At 43.3% G+C, this 19,246-nt stretch carries 16 protein-coding genes; 13 read left to right on the forward strand and 3 right to left on the reverse strand.

The window, feature by feature from the left end; translation table 11 throughout:
- Positions 1–9 precede the first annotated feature (9 nt).
- The 3 genes from queA to yajC are packed head-to-tail and all read left to right on the forward strand — an operon-like array spanning position 10 to position 2,548.
- Entirely contained in the window at positions 10–1,035 is a 1,026-nt protein-coding gene (gene queA / locus ACFQWC_RS01425) for a tRNA preQ1(34) S-adenosylmethionine ribosyltransferase-isomerase QueA (protein ID WP_299738703.1), read from the forward strand.
- 31 nt (positions 1,036–1,066) lie between these two features.
- Entirely contained in the window at positions 1,067–2,233 is a 1,167-nt protein-coding gene (tgt, locus tag ACFQWC_RS01430; protein ID WP_377107200.1) for a tRNA guanosine(34) transglycosylase Tgt, read from the forward strand.
- A gap of 42 nt (positions 2,234–2,275) precedes the next feature.
- Positions 2,276–2,548: a preprotein translocase subunit YajC gene (yajC, locus tag ACFQWC_RS01435; RefSeq protein ID WP_149156354.1), complete on the forward strand. Its 273-nt coding sequence runs from the start codon at positions 2,276–2,278 to the stop codon at positions 2,546–2,548.
- Between the two features lie 68 nt (positions 2,549–2,616).
- Here the strand turns inward: yajC and ACFQWC_RS01440 are convergent, their stop codons facing one another.
- Positions 2,617–2,988: a TIGR04086 family membrane protein gene (locus ACFQWC_RS01440; protein WP_299738695.1), complete on the reverse strand. Its 372-nt coding sequence runs from the start codon at positions 2,986–2,988 to the stop codon at positions 2,617–2,619.
- A 162-nt stretch (positions 2,989–3,150) separates the two neighbouring features.
- Here ACFQWC_RS01440 and ACFQWC_RS01445 point away from each other — a divergent pair, with 162 nt between their 5' ends.
- Both ACFQWC_RS01445 and ACFQWC_RS01450 read left to right on the forward strand, forming a co-directional pair.
- The gene (locus ACFQWC_RS01445) at positions 3,151–4,446 is read left to right on the forward strand and encodes an ArsB/NhaD family transporter (protein ID WP_341356621.1); all 1,296 of its coding nucleotides are present in this window, start codon (positions 3,151–3,153) and stop codon (positions 4,444–4,446) included.
- A gap of 70 nt (positions 4,447–4,516) precedes the next feature.
- Positions 4,517–5,167: a DUF421 domain-containing protein gene (locus tag ACFQWC_RS01450; protein WP_299738691.1), complete on the forward strand. Its 651-nt coding sequence runs from the start codon at positions 4,517–4,519 to the stop codon at positions 5,165–5,167.
- 80 nt (positions 5,168–5,247) lie between these two features.
- Here the strand turns inward: ACFQWC_RS01450 and spoVB are convergent, their stop codons facing one another.
- Positions 5,248–6,798 (reverse strand): stage V sporulation protein B, encoded by a 1,551-nt coding sequence (gene spoVB / locus ACFQWC_RS01455; protein ID WP_299738688.1) that lies wholly within the window; start codon positions 6,796–6,798, stop codon positions 5,248–5,250.
- A gap of 124 nt (positions 6,799–6,922) precedes the next feature.
- Here spoVB and ACFQWC_RS01460 point away from each other — a divergent pair, with 124 nt between their 5' ends.
- The 8 genes from ACFQWC_RS01460 to dtd all read left to right on the forward strand — a co-directional run bounded on the left by ACFQWC_RS01460 (position 6,923) and on the right by dtd (position 17,329).
- Positions 6,923–7,243: a post-transcriptional regulator gene (locus tag ACFQWC_RS01460; protein WP_299738686.1), complete on the forward strand. Its 321-nt coding sequence runs from the start codon at positions 6,923–6,925 to the stop codon at positions 7,241–7,243.
- Between the two features lie 129 nt (positions 7,244–7,372).
- Positions 7,373–9,637 (forward strand): protein translocase subunit SecDF, encoded by a 2,265-nt coding sequence (secDF, locus tag ACFQWC_RS01465; RefSeq protein ID WP_299738683.1) that lies wholly within the window; start codon positions 7,373–7,375, stop codon positions 9,635–9,637.
- 146 nt (positions 9,638–9,783) lie between these two features.
- Positions 9,784–10,668: a cation diffusion facilitator family transporter gene (locus tag ACFQWC_RS01470; protein ID WP_299739648.1), complete on the forward strand. Its 885-nt coding sequence runs from the start codon at positions 9,784–9,786 to the stop codon at positions 10,666–10,668.
- A gap of 13 nt (positions 10,669–10,681) precedes the next feature.
- Complete coding sequence (locus tag ACFQWC_RS01475; protein ID WP_299738681.1) at positions 10,682–11,017, forward strand: LapA family protein; 336 nt, start codon at positions 10,682–10,684, stop codon at positions 11,015–11,017.
- A 512-nt stretch (positions 11,018–11,529) separates the two neighbouring features.
- Complete coding sequence (recJ, locus tag ACFQWC_RS01480) at positions 11,530–13,893, forward strand: single-stranded-DNA-specific exonuclease RecJ (RefSeq protein WP_299738677.1); 2,364 nt, start codon at positions 11,530–11,532, stop codon at positions 13,891–13,893.
- Complete coding sequence (locus ACFQWC_RS01485) at positions 13,884–14,396, forward strand: adenine phosphoribosyltransferase (protein WP_044339542.1); 513 nt, start codon at positions 13,884–13,886, stop codon at positions 14,394–14,396. Before recJ ends, ACFQWC_RS01485 begins: the two co-directional genes overlap by 10 nt.
- Before the next feature lie 289 nt (positions 14,397–14,685).
- A complete protein-coding gene (locus ACFQWC_RS01490; protein ID WP_299738673.1) occupies positions 14,686–16,875 on the forward strand; it encodes a RelA/SpoT family protein in 2,190 nt (729 codons plus the stop codon).
- A gap of 13 nt (positions 16,876–16,888) precedes the next feature.
- The gene (dtd, locus tag ACFQWC_RS01495; RefSeq protein ID WP_299738671.1) at positions 16,889–17,329 is read left to right on the forward strand and encodes a D-aminoacyl-tRNA deacylase; all 441 of its coding nucleotides are present in this window, start codon (positions 16,889–16,891) and stop codon (positions 17,327–17,329) included.
- A gap of 74 nt (positions 17,330–17,403) precedes the next feature.
- Here dtd and ACFQWC_RS01500 read toward each other — a convergent pair whose 3' ends face one another.
- A complete protein-coding gene (locus ACFQWC_RS01500) occupies positions 17,404–19,146 on the reverse strand; it encodes an N-acetylmuramoyl-L-alanine amidase family protein (RefSeq protein ID WP_377105756.1) in 1,743 nt (580 codons plus the stop codon).
- Positions 19,147–19,246 lie beyond the last annotated feature (100 nt).

Below are 19,246 nucleotides of genomic sequence, written 5' to 3' on the forward strand. Positions count from 1 at the left end.
TGACAAATTGTGAAAGTAGAAGATTTTGATTTTCATTTACCGGAAGAACTGATTGCACAGACCCCTCTGGAAAATCGTTCCGAGAGTAAACTGATGGTGTTGGATAAAAAAGATGGATCCATTGATCATCTCCATTTTAAAAATATTGTGGATTTCCTGCACGAAGGGGATTGTCTCGTTTTAAATGACACAAGAGTACTACCGGCACGCCTTTTTGGACAAAAAGAAGATACGGGTGCCAATATTGAGGTGCTTCTTCTGAAACAAGAGGATGGAGATCAGTGGGAGACGCTTGTGAAGCCTGCGAAACGAATTCGGGTAGGCACGGAGATTGTCTTTGGAGACGGAAAGTTAAAAGCAACCTGTGTTGGTTTAAAAGAGCATGGTGGAAGAATTCTTGAATTCCGTTACGAAGGGATCTTCTACGAGGTTCTTGATGAATTGGGAGAAATGCCCCTGCCTCCATATATTCGCGAGCGATTAGAAGAACAGGACCGCTACCAAACCGTATTTGCAAGGGAAAGAGGTTCAGCGGCAGCTCCGACGGCCGGTCTTCATTTTACGGAAGAACTGCTGGAAGAACTGAAAGCAAAGGGTGTACATATTGCGTTTATTACCCTCCATGTGGGATTGGGGACATTCAGACCGGTTTCCGTCGATACGATTGAGGAACATGATATGCATGCTGAGTTCTATCAGGTATCCGAAGGGACCGCCCGCCTATTGAATGAAGTAAGGGCAAATGGCGGCCGCATCATTACAGTCGGAACCACATCCACCCGGACTCTGGAAACCATTGCTTCAAAGCACGGGACCTTTGTGGAAGAGAATGGCTGGACGAATATTTTCATTTATCCTGGATATGAGTTCAGGGGGATCGATGGTCTCATCACGAATTTCCATTTACCGAAGTCGACCCTGATCATGCTGGTCAGTGCCTTTGCGGGACAGGAAAACGTCATGCATGCCTATGAAACGGCAGTTAAAGAGAAGTACCGCTTCTTCAGCTTTGGAGATGCGATGTTTATTAAGTAATACACTGATTGAACAAACTATTTACCCCTTTATGGAAAGTGGAAGGAGATTTCACACGTTGACTGCAATAAAATATGAATTGATTAAAACATGTAAACAAACCGGAGCAAGACTGGGCCGCGTCCATACGCCGCACGGTTCATTCGAAACGCCTGCCTTCATGCCTGTAGGAACCATGGCCACTGTAAAAACGATGTCACCGGAGGATTTGAAATCCATGGAATCCGGCATCATTCTTAGTAATACCTATCATCTATGGTTACGCCCCGGTCATGAAATCATCAGGGAAGCTGGCGGCCTTCATAAATTCATGAACTGGGACCGTGCCATCCTTACCGATTCAGGCGGTTTCCAAGTGTTCAGCTTGAGTAAGCTTCGCCAGATTGAAGAAGAAGGAGTCCATTTCCGTCATCATCTGAATGGGGATAAGCTCTTCCTCAGTCCGGAGAAGGCGATGGAAATTCAGAACGCATTGGGCTCGGATATCATGATGGCCTTCGATGAATGTCCACCGTATCCTGCTGAATACGATTATATGAAGAGTTCTGTAGAGCGTACGACACGTTGGGCCGAGCGCTGCCTGGAAGCTCACCAGCGGCCGCATGATCAAGGGTTATTCGGAATCGTCCAAGGTGGGGAGTATGAAGAGCTTCGTAAGCAAAGTGCCCGTGACCTTGTATCCATGGATTTTCCCGGCTATGCCGTAGGTGGCCTTTCTGTCGGTGAACCGAAGGACGTCATGAACCGAGTACTTGATTTCACGACGCCACATCTTCCTTCAGATAAACCTCGTTACCTGATGGGGGTTGGATCTCCGGATTCACTGATCGATGGTTCGATGCGCGGAATTGACATGTTTGATTGTGTCCTCCCAACCCGTATCGCACGTAACGGGACCCTTATGACAAGCGAAGGCCGTCTGGTTGTGAAAAACGCTAAGTTTGCAAGGGATTTCAGGCCGATCGATGAGAATTGTGATTGCTATACATGTAAAAATTATAGCCGTGCGTACATCCGTCACTTGATCAAATGTGACGAAACGTTCGGAATTCGCCTTACGACTTATCATAATCTTCATTTTCTGTTAAAATTGATGGAGCAAGTCAGACAAGCGATTCGTGAAGATCGTCTAGGAGACTTTAGGGAAGAATTTTTCGAGCAGTACGGCTTCAACCGTCCTGATGCGAAAAACTTCTAAAAAGCATGCTATAAATGAATCTTGGAAAGGAGGGGAAAAAGAATGGGAGGAAGTTTAGGAACAATACTACCTTTGATATTAATGTTCGTTCTGTTTTACTTTTTACTGATCCGTCCTCAGCAAAAGCGTCAAAAAGCCATTTCAAAAATGCAAAATGAGCTTGCTAAGGGTGATAGAATCATCACGATTGGTGGATTGCATGGTGCGATCGATGCCATCGAAGAAGGAAAAGTAGTCATTCTATGTGGTGACGGCAGCCGTCTTACATATGATCGTAATGCGATCAGAGAAGTCGTTAGAGCAGATCAGGTATAATAAAAAGGGGTCCTCATCATTGTGCCAAGGCACTTTGGGAGGGACCCTTTTTTTATTGTTTGGATGGACTAGCTCTCCCTGGGACCGCCACTCATATTCACCCCAAGGATTCCCCCCATCATGGCTGTGAGGATGTAGCAGCCGTGATAGACGAGCTGCTCCATTGAAAACAGACTATCGTATCCGAGATATTGAAATAAGAAAATGACCAAGGTGTAAATAAGCCCGGTTGAACCTCCGAGAACCCATCCTTTTGTTTTACCTTTTCCACCAGACATAAATCCGCCAACAAATAATGACAGAAACGATATGATGGTGATAAATAATGTGATGGAGCTTTCAGTCAGTTCTGTAAACCGAAGCAGCAAAGAGAATAATAAGCTTGCGACTATCGCTATGACAAATATGGTTGTTGTCCCGTATAGAACGGCACCTCCCATTTTTTTCGCCTCGATGATGGTCCTCTCCCTTCTAACTCATTAAATTTTATTCATGTGATAGTACAAGCATATTCATCCAACATTAGAAAAAGACTAGAAATTTTTTATGGTCAAGCCTCATAGACTAGTATGAAACTTCCTGGAGAAGGAGGAGCTATGACCATGTCTCCGATAATCGTATTAATTGTGTTTGTTTCTGTATACATCCTGCTAATGACCGAGAAATGGAACCGGGTATTGGCTGCCATGGCCGGTGGTGTTGCCATGCTTTTAATTGGGGCTTTTCCAATTGAGAAAGCATTGTTTACGTATATAGATTGGAAAACCATCACTCTGCTTTTTTCCATGATGTTAATCGTGACGTTGACGAGTAAAACGGGGTTCTTTGAGTATATTGCGATCAGGTTTGCACAAGGGGTGAATGGGAATGGACTGGCTCTTCTTATCCTGTTTTCCTTATTGGCAGCGATTGGCTCTGCCTTTCTGGCTAACGTAACGATTGCCATGTTATTGGTTCCCATTCTATTTAAACTGACAAAGCTTCTTGAACTTCCTCCCATACCTTTTCTGATTATGACGATCCTTGCTTGTAATATTGGAGGGACCGCGACCTTGATTGGTGACCCGCCTAATATGATGATCGGTCAGGCGGTTAAGCACTTCACGTTCAATGCATTTATTGAAAATTTATTGCCTGTCGTTTTGATGGTCTATATTGTCACTTTACTCATCATGTGTGTTCTATATAGAGAAGTCCTCTTTGTCAAGGAAGACAGGAAATTACTTCTTAAAGGAATCAATGCAGTAGAGTATTTAAAGAAAGACAGAGGGCTCCTTCAGTCCCTGTTTGTCCTTGGCCTGGTGTTGGCCGGTTTTTCTTTATATCCGATGTTTCATCTCGATGTAACGACCGTCTCCCTTGCCGGAGCTGTTCTGTTAATGCTGCTTCTCGAAAAAATTTATCCTCCGGAAACCATACTAAGAGAGGTGGAGTGGGGGACCCTGTTTTTCTTTATGGGCTTATTCCTGCTTGTGGGAGGGATTGAAGAAGCAGGCTTCATAGATGAAATAGCCCGTGAAATTTTACGGCTGACAGATGGGGACATGAAGAAGACAGCATTCGTCATTCTGTGGGGAACCGGTATATTGTCCGCCATCGTAGACAACATTCCGTTTGTTGCTGCCATGATTCCGGTCATACAGGAATTTGGTGAATTCGGAATGGTCAATATGGATCCGTTATGGTGGTCGCTTGCTCTCGGGGCTTGTTTAGGCGGGAATGGTACATTGCTTGGTTCTTCTTCTAATCTTGTGATTGCAGGACTTGCTTCCAAGGAAAATGTACATATCAAGTTTTATCAATATTTGCTTATTGGTGTACCGGTGACGCTGATTTCACTTGCAGTATCAACGGTCTATGTGTATTTCAAGTACATCCGGCCATTTTTAGGTGGATAAATATTCCTCCCATTAAATTTCCCTATCTGTCGATACTACATAGTGACATGTGTATGAAGGGGGAAAAGCAGTGGAGGAATATTTTATTATTATTATACGCACTCTTTTTCTTTATTTTTTGATCATCTTTATTTTTCGAATAATGGGGAAAAGAGAGATCGGTGAACTAAGTATACTCGATTTGGTGGTATTCATCATGATTGCGGAGATGGCTGTCATGGCCATCGAGCAACCCAAGGATCCCATTATCCATACGGTACTTCCAATGGGGGTCATTGTCCTGATACAAATGGTATTTGCCTGGTTTTCGCTGCGGTCCAAATCATTCCGTGAGCTTTTGGATGGGAAACCGTCAGTGATCATCCATAATGGGAAAATCGATGATAAGGTGATGAAAAAGCAACGGTACAACTATGATGATTTACTCCTGCAATTAAGAGAAAAAGATATCTTCAATGTGGCAGATGTTGAATTTGCAATATTGGAACCTTCAGGGAAACTATCGGTATTGAAGAAAGATGATGAAGAGGAAGCGTCTCAGTCCTTGACTTTACCGCTGATACTAGACGGGCAGGTCCAAACCACTCATCTGGATATGATCGGGAAAACGGCTTTCTGGTTACGAAAGGAATTGAGGGAGAGAGGCTTTAAGAATATACAAGAGATTTCATTCTGCAGCTTCCAGAATGGGCAATTCTATATTGACGAAAAAAATCAATAGTCTTTAAAAACGCAGGATCCGTTAACGTCCAAGTCAAAACTCCTCAACATCTTGTTGAGGAGTTTTGATGTGCGATGAAATTATACCGTAATAAACCGGCGGATAAATGGAATACGTGCAAGGTCGTTTTTAACGATAAGCTTAAGACTGATGGATAGGAGAAGGTAGACAAGCGTTGAAGTCGTGACTCCAAATAATAAGCGGAACACCAGGACTTCATCACTGAAAAGGTATAGATACGAATAATGACCCCAGGCTCCTGTAGCAATCAGCACGAATCCGATCTTTAAGTAATCCCGTAAGTAGATCGTCATCGGAATGTATTTAAGGATGGTCATGAAATGAAGCATGGTGACAAGCATAAATCCCGTTACAATCCCCAAAGCAGCTCCGTTTATGCCGAATGCGGGTTGTGAGGCAAGAATAAAGATGACCCCGGTCTTCACCACGGCACCTATTAAGCTGTTGATCATAGCGGCCCTTGCAAGGTTAAGTGCTTGCAGAACCGCTTGCAGGGGCCCTTGATAGTAATAGAATAAGAAGAAGGGGGCCATGATCATTAAGAAACCTGCACCACTTTCGCTTCCGTACATCACCTGCATGAGAGGCTTGGCATAGATGTAAAGGATGACGACGGAGATTCCACCCGTAATCAAGCAGAATCTCAACGCCTGCTGAAGCCTGTGCTCAATGGATGTGAAGTTCTTTTGAGAGTTTGCTTCGCTTATGGCTGGTACAAGAGATTGGGATAATGAGAGTGTAATGAATGACGGAAGGAACAAGAGAGGCAGGGCATACCCTGTAAGGGACCCATATTGTTTCGTTGCCACCCCGGCAGCCACTCCAGCGAGGGCTAAGCTATTGACAACCACAATAGGTTCAAAAAACCAGGCGATCGACCCGATCATTCTGCTCCCTGTGGTAGGCAGGGCCACACTCATCAATTCATTAAACGTCTCCCGGCCATTTCGGATCGACTTGAAGAAATTTCGTCTGATTTTGAATTTTTTCTTTAGTTTGAAGCTGGCGAACAGGTAAAGCAGGGATGCGAGTTCCCCTAATACGGATGCTACCATTGCAGCTGCGGCTGCGTATTCAATTCCATATGGAAGAAAGGTTTTGGTTAAGACGGCAATCAATGTAATCCGGACCACTTGCTCAATCACTTGGGAATAAGCAGATGGCTTCATATTCTGTCTTCCCTGGAAATAACCTCTGATGACAGAGGAAATCGCTACAATCGGAATGATCGGAGCGATGGCAACCAAAGGATAATAGATTCGATCATCAGTAAATAAAGCTTCGGTCAAGTACGGAGCAAGTAGAATGAGCGCCGGGGTAAAGATGATGGAAAGCCCAAGTGTGATCGATAAGGAAACCACCAATATTTTTTTTACTTTCCGGATATCTCCCTTTGATTCTGCTTCAGCCACGTTTTTTGAGATGGCTACAGGAAGGCCCAATTGAGTGATGGTGATGACAAGTATCAGGGTCGGGAAAGCCATCATAAAAAGACCGACGCCTTCTTCACCGATGAATCTCGCGACGACAATCCGGTTTACAAACCCTAATATTCTAGTAATAAAGGCTGCCATCATTAAGATCATAGTGCCCTTAAGAAATTTTGACATAAAATTCCCTGCCTTCTCAAAATTGGTATTATCGTATACAATAATGTATATGCACAAGGGTGGACAAAGCATGACAAGTAGTGAATAATTCCGGCTAAATTTAGCCCAGATGGGGTGAACGGGAATGAAGAATAATCAGCATCCTTATGAACGTTTTTATGAATCGTTAGAGCCAGCACTTATTAGCAAAGTAGAAGAATTCGAAATTCTTGGGTATGGAAAAGCAGACGTACACCGACTTTGGTCCTACTTAACGAAGAAGAAATGGAAGAAACCCGAAACAGATGTGAAATTCTTTCAGTTAGTGAGTGATGTGTTAACGGTTAAACCCGGGGAATATATGAGCTTTGAAACGATTGAAGCATTCAGGTCTCCCAATTGGTTTGCAGATGTGAATGAAGATGAGTTGAACGAACTTCTTCGTCCCAATATGCACGGAAAATAGTCCGAAAAGAAATTGACACCTTTTTCTTTCTCATAGATAATGAGAATATTGAAGATTTCAGGAATTATATTACTTTTTGAAGCACATAGTTCGTATGGTTTTTAAAACGGCAAGGAGGATCTATACATAATGGTAAAGCGTGGCCGAATAATTGCCTTCTTTATACTTGTGGTATTACTTGCAGGTACTATGGGAGGAACAACGAAGAGTATTGTCGATAACATCAAATTAGGATTGGACCTGCAGGGTGGGTTTGAGGTTCTTTACGAAGTTCAACCGATCAAAAAAGGTCAGGAAATTACGAAAGAAACGGTGTCCAATACAGCCGATGCATTGGACAAGCGTATTAACGTATTGGGTGTCAGTGAGCCTAATATTCAAATTGAAGATGGAAACCGGATCCGTGTTCAATTAGCGGGAGTGGAAGATCAAAACGAAGCAAGAGAAATCCTGTCCACTCAAGCAAACCTGACGTTCCGCGACGTAAATGATAAAGTCCGGTTGGATGGTTCGGATCTTGCATCCGGTTCTGCGAAGCAAACCTTTGATGACAAGAACAATCCAATCGTTTCCTTGAAATTGAAAGATCGTGAAAAGTTCTATGAATTGACGAAGGAAATATCTGCAATGGCTCCTCAAAATCAGCTGGTGATCTGGCTTGATTTCGAGGAAGGAAAAGATTCTTATCAAGCCGAAGTGGGGAAAGAAGACCCGAAATTCCTATCTGATCCTGCTGTAAGACAACCGATCAACTCCGATGAAGTCATCATCGAAGGGAATTTCACCGTTGAGCGTGCTCAAAATCTTGCTTCCCTATTAAATGCGGGAGCACTCCCGGTCAAGCTGGAAGAAAAATATTCAACTTCTGTCGGGGCAAAGTTCGGTCAACAGGCACTTGATAAAACAGTCACTGCCGGAATCATCGGGATTGCAATCATCTTCTTATTCATGATTGCGTATTACCGCTTCCCGGGACTGATTGCAACGATTACCCTTTCCGTTTATATTTACTTAATTCTATTGATTTTCGATTTAATGAACGGGGTCCTTACACTTCCAGGAATTGCAGCACTGATCCTTGGGGTCGGTATGGCAGTCGATGCCAACATCATCACCTACGAACGGATCAAAGAAGAAATGCGCGTTGGAAAGCCGATTCGTTCAGCCTTCCAAGCGGGTAATAAATCTTCGTTCTTAACGATATTGGATGCTAACGTAACAACGATCCTTGCAGCAACGGTACTATTCTTATATGGAACAAGCTCTGTAAAAGGTTTTGCAACGATGCTGATCGTCAGTATTCTGACAAGCTTCGTCACAGCTGTATGGGGTTCACGCTTATTACTTGGGCTTTGGGTAAACAGCCGCTTCTTTAATAAAAAACCAGGCTGGTTCGGTGTGAACAAAAACGAAATCAAAGACCTGGCGGAAAATTACGATACGCTGGATCTGCCAACTCGTTTCGATCGCTTCGATTTTGCTGCACAGCGCAAAAAATTCTTCGGATTATCAGCAATCCTGATCACAGCAGGAATTATCATCCTGGCTATTTTCAGATTGAATCTGGGAATTGACTTCGTAAGTGGTTCGCGTATGGAAATCCTTGCTGACCAAAGCTTAAAGACAGAAGAGATTCAAGACGAATTGAAAGAAATGAAGCTGCCTTCTGAAGATATAGTGATTTCAGGGGACGATGAAAATATCGCCGTCGTTCGCTATACGGAAGATTTAAACAAAGATGAGATCGCCACATTAAAGGACCGCTTTAACGAACTGTACGGAGCGGAACCAAGCATCAGCACCGTTTCACCCGTGATCGGGAAAGAGCTTGCCAAAAATGCGATGATCGCTGTAGCGATTGCATCGATCGGGATTGTCATCTACGTGACGTTCCGCTTTGAATGGAGAATGGCAGCCGGTGCGATCCTTGCACTCCTGCATGATGCATTCTTTATCATAGCCTTCTTCAGTTTAACAAGACTTGAGGTCGATCTTACATTTATCGCAGCCGTCTTGACCATTGTCGGTTACTCGATCAATGATACGATCGTTACCTTTGACAGGCTACGTGAAAACCTTCATAAGAAGCGTCGTCTGAAAACGGATAAAGACATAGAAGACGTAGTGAACCAAAGTATCCGACAAACGATGGGGCGTTCGGTTAATACCGTATTAACGGTGGTGTTTACGGTTCTTGCTCTCATGATCTTTGGTAGTGAGTCCATCCGAAACTTCTCCATTGCCTTATTGGTCGGGTTGATTTCAGGGACGTATTCTTCCGTATTCATTGCCTCTCAAGTTTGGCTGGTGTTGAAGAAGAAAGAACTGAAGAAAAAAGGTACGATCAAAACCGTGAAAGAAAAGAAAACGTGGTCGGACGAACCACAAGTATAAGTGTATGAATGGGTCCGGGGAGTGCTTCTCCCCGGACCTGTCTTTTTTTTGTTTTTTTACGGCATTGGGTTACAATACTAATAGTTGAAAGGAGGCGATACCGCTTGAATCATGAAGACCGTTTTAGGAAAGCTGAAATAGCAGCAATGATTGGTGTTGTAGGGAATATTGTACTTGCGGTAATTAAGTGGGGTGCCGGTATATTGGGAAATAGTAGAGCGTTGATAGCAGATGCCGTTCACTCTGCCTCGGATGTTGCAGGTTCACTCGCCGTCTTTATCGGATTACGTGCAGCCAAGCAGCCTCCTGATCAGGATCATCCATATGGCCACGGGAAGGCAGAGTCCATAGCAGCAATCATTGTGGCCGTCTTATTGTTCTTAGTTGGGATTGAGATCGGAAAATCGTCCATAGAATCTTTCTTTCATCCCTTAACACCTCCAACAGCGATTGCCATCTATGCCGTCATCTTTTCCATTATTGTGAAAGAAGCCATGTTTCAATATAAATATCGATTGGGTAAAAGAATAAAGAGTGATGCCCTGATCGTCAATGCGTATGAGCATCGTTCAGATGTCTTTTCATCCATTGCCGCCCTTGTCGGGATTTCTGCATCCATCCTCGGAGGGAAATTCGATATTGGCTGGCTTGTATATGCCGATCCAGTAGCCGGAATATTTGTTTCGCTTCTTGTCCTCAGGATGGCCTGGCATTTAGGCGCTGAATCCATACATAATACGCTGGATCACGTCATGCATGAGGAGGATATCGTACCCTTTCGTAAAATAGTGGACTCTGTACCTGAAGTGAAGGAAATCAATGAACTTCATGCCAGGGAACATGGGCATTACGTCATCATTGATTTGAAGATAAGTGTCGATCCGCATATGACTGTCGAGGATGGTCATCGCGTCGGAAAGCAGGTTAAGAAAAAACTTCTCGAAGAATCCAATGTAAATGATGTGTTCATTCATATTAATCCGTACAATCCGGCTTCTGAAGAAAGGGATGAACAAATAGACTTAACATAAGGAGGGGAATCCGATGAAATTTCAGTGGACATTATTATTAGGTATTTTCTTTGCTTTGGTGGTTTCCATTTTCGCTGTCATCAATGTAGATCCTGTCACCGTCAATTATTTCTTTGGTGAAGCTGATTGGCCTCTTATATTAGTCATACTCGGATCTGTATTCATGGGGGGAATCATTATCGGTTCGGTTGGACTGTTTCGATTATTCGTCGTCCAAAGGAAAGTAAAGGCTTTAGAGAAAGAAAATTTACTGTTAAAAGAACAAGCCGAAGGTATGCATAAAGAAAAGGCAGAAAAAGTTCCTTTGAAAAAGAGTGCTCCCGGCACAGTAGGGGAAACGGGAGAGTAAACAGCTTGGTGGTTTTGCCACCAGGCTGTTTTTTTTGTTATAAAGAATCACTCTGATGGGACATGCATGTAGATCCGGCTTTGTTAGCTTTTGGTGAAAATTGTTAATCGGCTGGATTTTTTCGGATTTCGGCCGGATTTTCAACCGAAACGGCTGGATTATCACCAATTTCGGCCGGATTATCACTGAAAACGGCTGGATTTTCATCACAGGTATCCAGAAAATACACTCATTGGCAGGGTTCCACCAAGTAGTCACTTGATAATTTACGTTTTTAAGCACAAAATTGGGGTTTTGCCACAAAATCTCCCTCTTAATCACCAATAGTGATGAAACGAGATTACTATCTGATTCTGGACCAGGATCAATAGCTGAATCTGTATGAAGATTTTTTAGATCAGCCTTTTGCTGGTTGGACTTCCCAAGCAGCCTTTTCTTTGGCATCACCCTTCTATTAAGATTGAAACCGCCCCCTCCTTTTTGTATAATGAGTAAGGCTGAGGGGTGAACGTATGTTAAACTCGAAAACACGTTGGATGATGACAGAATCAGATCAACATAAAATATCAGAACTGGCAAATGAATTAAAAGTACCTTCGCTTGTGGCGAAATTATTAATCAACCGGGACTTGGACGACGTAGAAGAAGCCCGGAATTTTTTATTTGATACAGGGGATTCATTTCACGATCCATTTTTATTTGAAGATATGAAGAAAGCAACGGAAAGAATCCATAAAGCCATTGAAAATGGCGAAAGGATTCTTGTTTATGGGGACTATGACGCTGATGGTGTAAGTAGTACGTCCGTATTGATGACAGTGTTAAGGGACATCGGAGCAGATGTGGAATTCTATATCCCAAACCGGTTCAGCGAAGGATACGGTCCGAATGAAGGAGCTTTTCGCTGGGCGAAGGATGAAGAATTCACGCTCATCATAACCGTCGATACGGGAATATCTGCAGTGAACGAAGCAAAATTGGCAAAAGAACTGGAGATCGATTTGATCATTACGGATCACCATGAACCTGGACCGGAATTGCCTCCAGCCTTTGCCTTGATTCATCCAAAGGTCGAAGGGACTACCTATCCATTTGGAGAATTGGCAGGAGTGGGAGTGGCATTCAAACTGGCACATGCACTGTACGGTGAACTTCCTACCCACCTGCTTGATCTTGCTGCGATTGGAACCATTGCCGATTTAGTGCCGTTAAGAGGAGAAAATCGCCTTCTGGCCAAGCGTGGGATTTCCCAGCTACGTGTTTCAAACCGATTGGGAATCAAAGCATTATGCCGAATTGCAAATGCTCAACAACAGGAAATCACGGAAGAATCCATTGGGTTCATGATTGCTCCCCGTATCAATGCAGTCGGACGGTTAGGGGATGCAGATCCTGCCGTCGATCTTATGCTCACAGAAGATGCCGAGGAAGCGAAGGCCCTGGCTGAAGAAATTGACAGCTTGAATAAAGAAAGACAGGCGATCGTGTCTCAAATGACCGAAGAAGCGGTTGAGATGGTGGAGAATGATTTTCCCCTGAACGAAAACGCTGTCCTTGTAATCGGAAAAGAAGGCTGGAACCCTGGAGTAGTCGGGATTGTAGCTTCACGCTTAGTCGACAAGTTTTACCGTCCGACCATCGTGCTTAGTTTCGATTCTGAAAAGGGAACGGCAAAGGGATCGGCAAGAAGTATCACAGGGTTCGATTTGTTCAAGAATTTATCAACCTGCCGTGATATCCTTCCCCATTTTGGGGGACATCCGATGGCTGCAGGTATGACCTTACAGTTAGACGATGTAGCTCAGTTCAGAAACCGATTAAATGAGTTGGCTTCGACTGAATTGACGGAAGATGACTTTATACCCGTCACACAGCTTGATGCTTCTGTTACAGTGGATGAAATCTCTGTAGAGTCGATTGAAAAGCTTCAGCTTCTGGCCCCTTTCGGGATGCATAATCCAAAACCGAAATGGATCATAGACAGTGTAAGCATCGAACACTATAAAAAAATCGGATCTGCACAAAATCATTTGAAACTGGTCCTAGAAGACAATGGCATTCAATTGGACGGAGTCGGTTTTGGATTGGGAGAACTGGCGGATCATATGACCCCATTTTCAAATGCCTCTGTAATAGGTGAGTTATCCATAAATGAATGGAATAACCGCAAGAAGCCTCAACTATTTTTACATGATGTGAAAATTGAGCATTGGCAATTATTTGATGTCCGGGGGATTAAACAAGTCCATAAATGGAATGGGCTCATACCTGAAGAAAATAAAAAAATCATTTGTTTTAATCCGGCTACTTTAGAAAAGCTGAGTCTGGAAAAAGATGAAGTGATCCTGCTTGAGGATGGTTCTTCACTTGAAGGACTTTCCACCGATAAGGCAAGTTTGGTGCTTCTGGATCTGCCGACTTCTAAACCAATACTTGAAGATCTCTTGAAGAAGGGGCGGCCGCACCGGATTTATGCTCATTTCTTCCAGGAAGAAGATCATTTTTTCAGTACGATGCCAACGCGTGACCATTTCAAATGGTACTATGGATTTTTAACAAAGCGCGGATCATTTGATTTAAATAAACATGGTGATGACCTGGCGAAATACAAAGGCTGGTCAAAAGAAACAATAGATTTCATGTCACAGGTGTTTTTTGATTTGAAGTTTGTTACAATAGTGAATGGATTTATTTCTCTTAATCCTGCTAAAACCAAGAAAGATCTTTCTGAATCTCTCACATATCAGAAGAAACGACAACAATACGAGCTGGAAAACGAATTGTTATATTCTTCCTATCAAGAGTTGAAGACTTGGTTTAATGAAAGGATAGAAGAGTCTGTTACAATTGAGGAGGAAGTAAAAGCATGGACTTAAAACAATATGTTACCATCGTCGAGGATTGGCCTAAAGAAGGAATTAAGTTTAAAGACATCACTACATTAATGGATAATGGTGATGCTTATAGATACGCGACAGATCAAATCGTAGAATACGCAAAAGAGAAACAAATCGACCTGGTTGTAGGACCGGAAGCACGAGGGTTCATCATTGGCTGTCCAGTGGCGTATGCATTGGGAGTGGGTTTTGCTCCTGTACGTAAACCTGGTAAGTTACCACGTGAAACCATTCAAAAAGAATATGGATTAGAGTACGGAAAAGACGCACTGACAATTCATAAAGACGCAATCAAACCTGGACAAAGAGTTCTTATCACGGACGACTTGCTTGCAACGGGCGGAACAATCGAAGCTACGATTAAGCTTGTAGAAGAATTAGGTGGAATTGTGGCGGGGACGGCATTCTTAATCGAATTAACGTACCTTGACGGTCGCGATAAGCTTGATAACTATGATATTCTTACATTAATGCAATACTAATTTTGTTTATCAACTCTCATACACGTATATACTATGTGGTATACTGTTAACTTAAGGGACTGACATCTGGTTTTGAATGTCAGCCCTTATTTTTTATTTGGAAGGGTTAATGGGAGGTTATAAATGAATGGAGTGGTTGTTTTTGTCGACAATCATCGACAAAAACAGATGAATTCTGAGAATTTTACACTTACCCCTTTACATAACCCTGTTTTTTTTTGATAATAGTAACAATCATTAAAATCGAACACTAGTGAAATATATTAAAAATACAAAGGTGATTTTGATCATGGCTAAAGATCAAGTACTAACCCCTGAACAGGTTATTGATAAAACAAGAGAATACTTAAATGATGAGCATGTAGGGATGGTCCAGAAAGCCTATGAGTATGCAAGGGATGCCCATAGTGAGCAGTACCGTAAGTCTGGTGAACCCTATATCATTCATCCCATCCAGGTAGCAGGAATACTCGCGGATCTGGAAATGGATCCGGCAACCGTCGCTGCCGGTTTTCTTCATGATGTAGTGGAGGATACCGGTGTTTCTCTTGGAGAAATCGAGGAAGCATTCAATGCGGAAGTGGCCATGCTTGTAGATGGGGTCACAAAGCTTGGAAAGATTAAATATAAGTCACAGGAAGAGCAACAGGCTGAAAATCACCGGAAAATGTTTGTGGCTATGGCTCAGGATATCCGGGTCATTCTGATTAAATTGGCAGATCGCTTGCATAATATGAGAACGTTGAAACATCTGCCACAGGAGAAGCAGCGAAGAATTGCAAATGAAACCCTGGAAATCTTTGCCCCATTGGCGCATCGTTTAGGGATTTCAAAGATCAAATGGGAATTAGAGGATACCTCTTTGAGATATTTAAATCCTCAACAGTATTATCGTATTGTCAACCTGATGAAGAAAAAGCGTGCGGAGCGTGAAGAGTATTTAGAGGACGTTGTAAATGAGGTAAAGGATAAATTAGGCGACGTGAAAATCACAGCGGAAATCTCAGGCCGTCCTAAACATATATACAGCATTTATCGCAAAATGGCTCTTCAGAACAAGCAGTTCAATGAAATATATGACTTATTGGCAGTACGTGTTGTGGTAGATAGCATAAAGGACTGCTATGCCGTTTTAGGGATCGTTCATACGTGCTGGAAGCCAATGCCTGGCAGGTTCAAAGATTATATCGCCATGCCGAAACCGAATATGTATCAATCACTTCATACGACTGTCATCGGGCCTAAAGGGGATCCCCTTGAAGTACAGATCAGAACCCTTGAAATGCACCAGATTGCTGAATACGGTGTAGCGGCACACTGGGCATATAAAGAAGGAAAAGAAGCGAACGAAACGGTTTCCTTCGAGAAAAAGCTTTCCTGGTTCAGGGAGATATTGGAGTTCCAGAATGAATCTGCAAATGCTGAGGAGTTCATGGAATCTCTTAAGATTGATCTCTTTTCTGATATGGTCTTTGTGTTCACCCCTAAAGGGGATGTACTGGAACTGCCATCGGGATCTGTTCCGATTGACTTTTCATATCGCATTCATTCAGAAATCGGTAACAAAACGATCGGTGCCAAGGTAAATGGCAAGATGGTCACTCTTGACTATAAGCTGAAAACAGGGGACATCATCGAAATACTTACGTCCAAACATTCATATGGCCCTAGTCAGGATTGGCTGAAGCTTGCGCAAACATCTCAAGCAAAGAACAAGATCAAGCAATTCTTCAAAAAGCAGCGAAGAGAAGAGAATATTGAAAAAGGCCGGGATTTAGTAGAAAAAGAAATCAAGAATCAAGATTTCGATGTGAAAGAAATCCTTACTCCTGAAAATATTAAACGTGTGTCAGAGAAATTTAATTTCTCAAATGAAGAAGATATGTATGCAGCCGTTGGGTATAACGGCATTACGGCCGCTCAAATTGCGAATCGCTTAACGGAAAGAGACCGAAAGAAACGTGAACAGGAAGATAGCCTGGAAGAAACGATGAAGGAATTAAATGCTCAACCTGTCAAGCGTAAAAAAGACGCAGGTGTTCAGGTAGAGGGGATTGACAATCTTCTTATCCGACTATCACGTTGCTGCAGTCCTGTTCCCGGGGATGAGATTGTAGGGTTTATTACAAAAGGCCGTGGGGTTTCTGTCCATCGGGCTGACTGTACAAACGTTATGGCTGATGAAGTAGAGCAGCGTCTCATACCAGTGTCATGGGAAAGTGATGGAAATGACCGCAAAGAATATAATGTGGATATTGAAATCTCCGGTTACGATCGCAGAGGTCTATTGAATGAAGTGCTTCAGGCGGTAAACGAGACGAAGACGAATATATCTGCCGTAAGTGGAAAATCCGATCGGAATAAAGTGGCAACCATCAATATGTCCATTTCGATTCACAATATCTCCCACTTACACAAAGTCGTGGAAAGAATTAAACAAATTTCAGATATTTATGCTGTAAGGAGAATCATGAATTAAAGGAGATTTCTTTATGAGGGTTGTACTGCAAAGAAGTAAAGAAGCCTCCGTCACTGTTGATGGAGAAGTAAAGGGAGCGATTCGTTCAGGTGTTGTATTGCTTGTGGGGATCACCCATGAAGATACGGAAGAAGACGCTCGTTATGTTGCAGACAAGGTAGTGAATTTGCGTATTTTTGAAGATGAAGAGGGGAAGATGAATCATTCTTTGCTGGATGTAGAAGGCGAGATTCTCTCCATCTCTCAATTCACTCTTTACGGGGACTGCCGTAAGGGAAGAAGGCCAAACTTCATGAGTGCAGCGAAGCCCGATCACGCAGAGTCTGTTTACGACTACTTTAATAAGGTATTAAAAGAAAAAAGTATTAAAGTGGAAACGGGCGTATTTGGAGCCATGATGGACGTGAGTTTAACGAATGATGGTCCTGTTACGTTAATGATAGAAAGTAAATAATAAAAAGCTGATCCTTCATTTAGCTAAAGGATCAGCTTTTTTCATTCATGAAGCATACTGCATTGGGCGCAGCATCAGTTAGTAAAGTAATCTCCTAAACCATGATAGATAGCCGTTGCCGCCAGGTCTTGGAAATACTGTGTATTGACATTGGCTTCCTCTGCCGGATTACTTAAGAACCCCAGCTCCAAAAGGACAGCCGGCTGATTGTTTTCACGAACAACGTGATAATCTCCTACCCGTACACCCCGGTCTTTCGTCGGTAACCGCTCTGCAAGGCTTCCATGAATTTCATCTGCCAATTCTTCCTGGTGACCTTGATAATAGTAGGTAGTATGCCCGACGATAGAGGAATCCAGAATGCTGTCAAAATGGAGGCTGATAAAGGCATCAGCCTGATAATAATGAGATAATGATACCCTTGATGGTAATGAAAGATATTCATCGTTTTTCCTTGTTAAGACCACTTTGGCTCCAGCGCTCTTTAGCTTTTCGGCAAGGAGTTCCCCGGTTCTCATGGTAAGGAGCTTTTCCAATGTCCCACTTGCTCCGATCGTTCCGCTGTCCCTGCCTCCATGCCCCGGATCAATCACCACGACTTTATCTTGTAAGCCGCCGCTTCGCTTGCGTGGAGGAGTGGTGTTCTCCCCGGTGCTGGATCGGATGGACACCACCCAGCCGGCAACAAAACCTGCACTGCCGTCATCTAATTCAATTTCATACCAATCTCCGTTTTTGCTGATAACGGGGAAGCTGTCACCACTGGAGCCCCGTTCGATGACGCTTGCCCTGGCGTTTGCTTCACTTCTGATATTGGTACCATTGTATAGGACTGTGACGTTTTCTTTTTCTGAAGATGGTTCACTCTCATGGGCGGAGGCAGTAACGGTCTTTTGGACATACCAGCCGGCAATCCAGCCTTTTTTTCCATTTGAGAGTTTAATCTGATACCAATTGTTTTTCTCTTTTAATAAGGAGTATTTCTCCCCTTTTGAGACCTTTCCAACGACGCTCCCGTTTAATGAGGTTTCATCACGGACATTTAAACTGTGAACCGTAATGATTCCTACAAGATTTGTGGACGAGGAGGCGGGCTCCTCGTCATTGGCCCTCGAAGAGAATTCTATATATGCATCGTTCACCCACGCCTTGTCGCTGCCAAATTGAATCTCGTACCACCCGCTGACACTTCCTGTTACCTCTACATGATCTCCCTTGTTTAATACTCCAAGGACGGAACTTTGAAGAGAAGGGGAGGTTCGAACATTTAGGGAGTTGTCGGTGATGATTCCTTGTTTATTCTCACCCTTTTTCGATGGGGAAGGAGTTGCGTTGTTTTCCGACACATATTCCTCATGCACCCAGCCGCTGCCCTTATCCGATTCGATGAACAGCCAGTCACCCTCTTCGTGGGAAACGGATACTCTATCACCGGTGTTTAGAACCGTCACGACTCCTTCAGAGGTGCTTGGGCCTTTTCTGACGCGTAACCCATCTGTGATCACCCGTCTTTCCTGTTTGGGAGAAACGTCGGAAGCGGCAGCTTCTACTGAGACCAACCATTCGGCAACCCAGCCCTCTCCACTATCGGTCGTGACCTTATACCACTCATTTTGTGTATCTACTATACTGTACTCTTCCCCTCTATGTACCTTCGTCAGAACGGGATAACTGAGTCCAGGACCCGTCCGGACATTCAGAGTCGAAACACTGATTGTGGCCGTACCTGAATCTGCATGTGCATAATCAGCTTCAAGTGCCTGAAAAGGAATGATCATGAGCACAATCAGTATCGATGCAATAATTTTCTTAATCATCGTCACCTCCTGTTAGTAATAAACAAACACAATAGTAATATCGGATCCTTTCACTAAGATATTGATCAAAATTCCGACGGTTTATCGAAAAAACCCTTAA

It is taken from the genome of Rossellomorea sp. GCM10028870 (assembly GCF_042666755.1).
Classification (GTDB): domain Bacteria; phylum Bacillota; class Bacilli; order Bacillales; family Bacillaceae_B; genus Rossellomorea.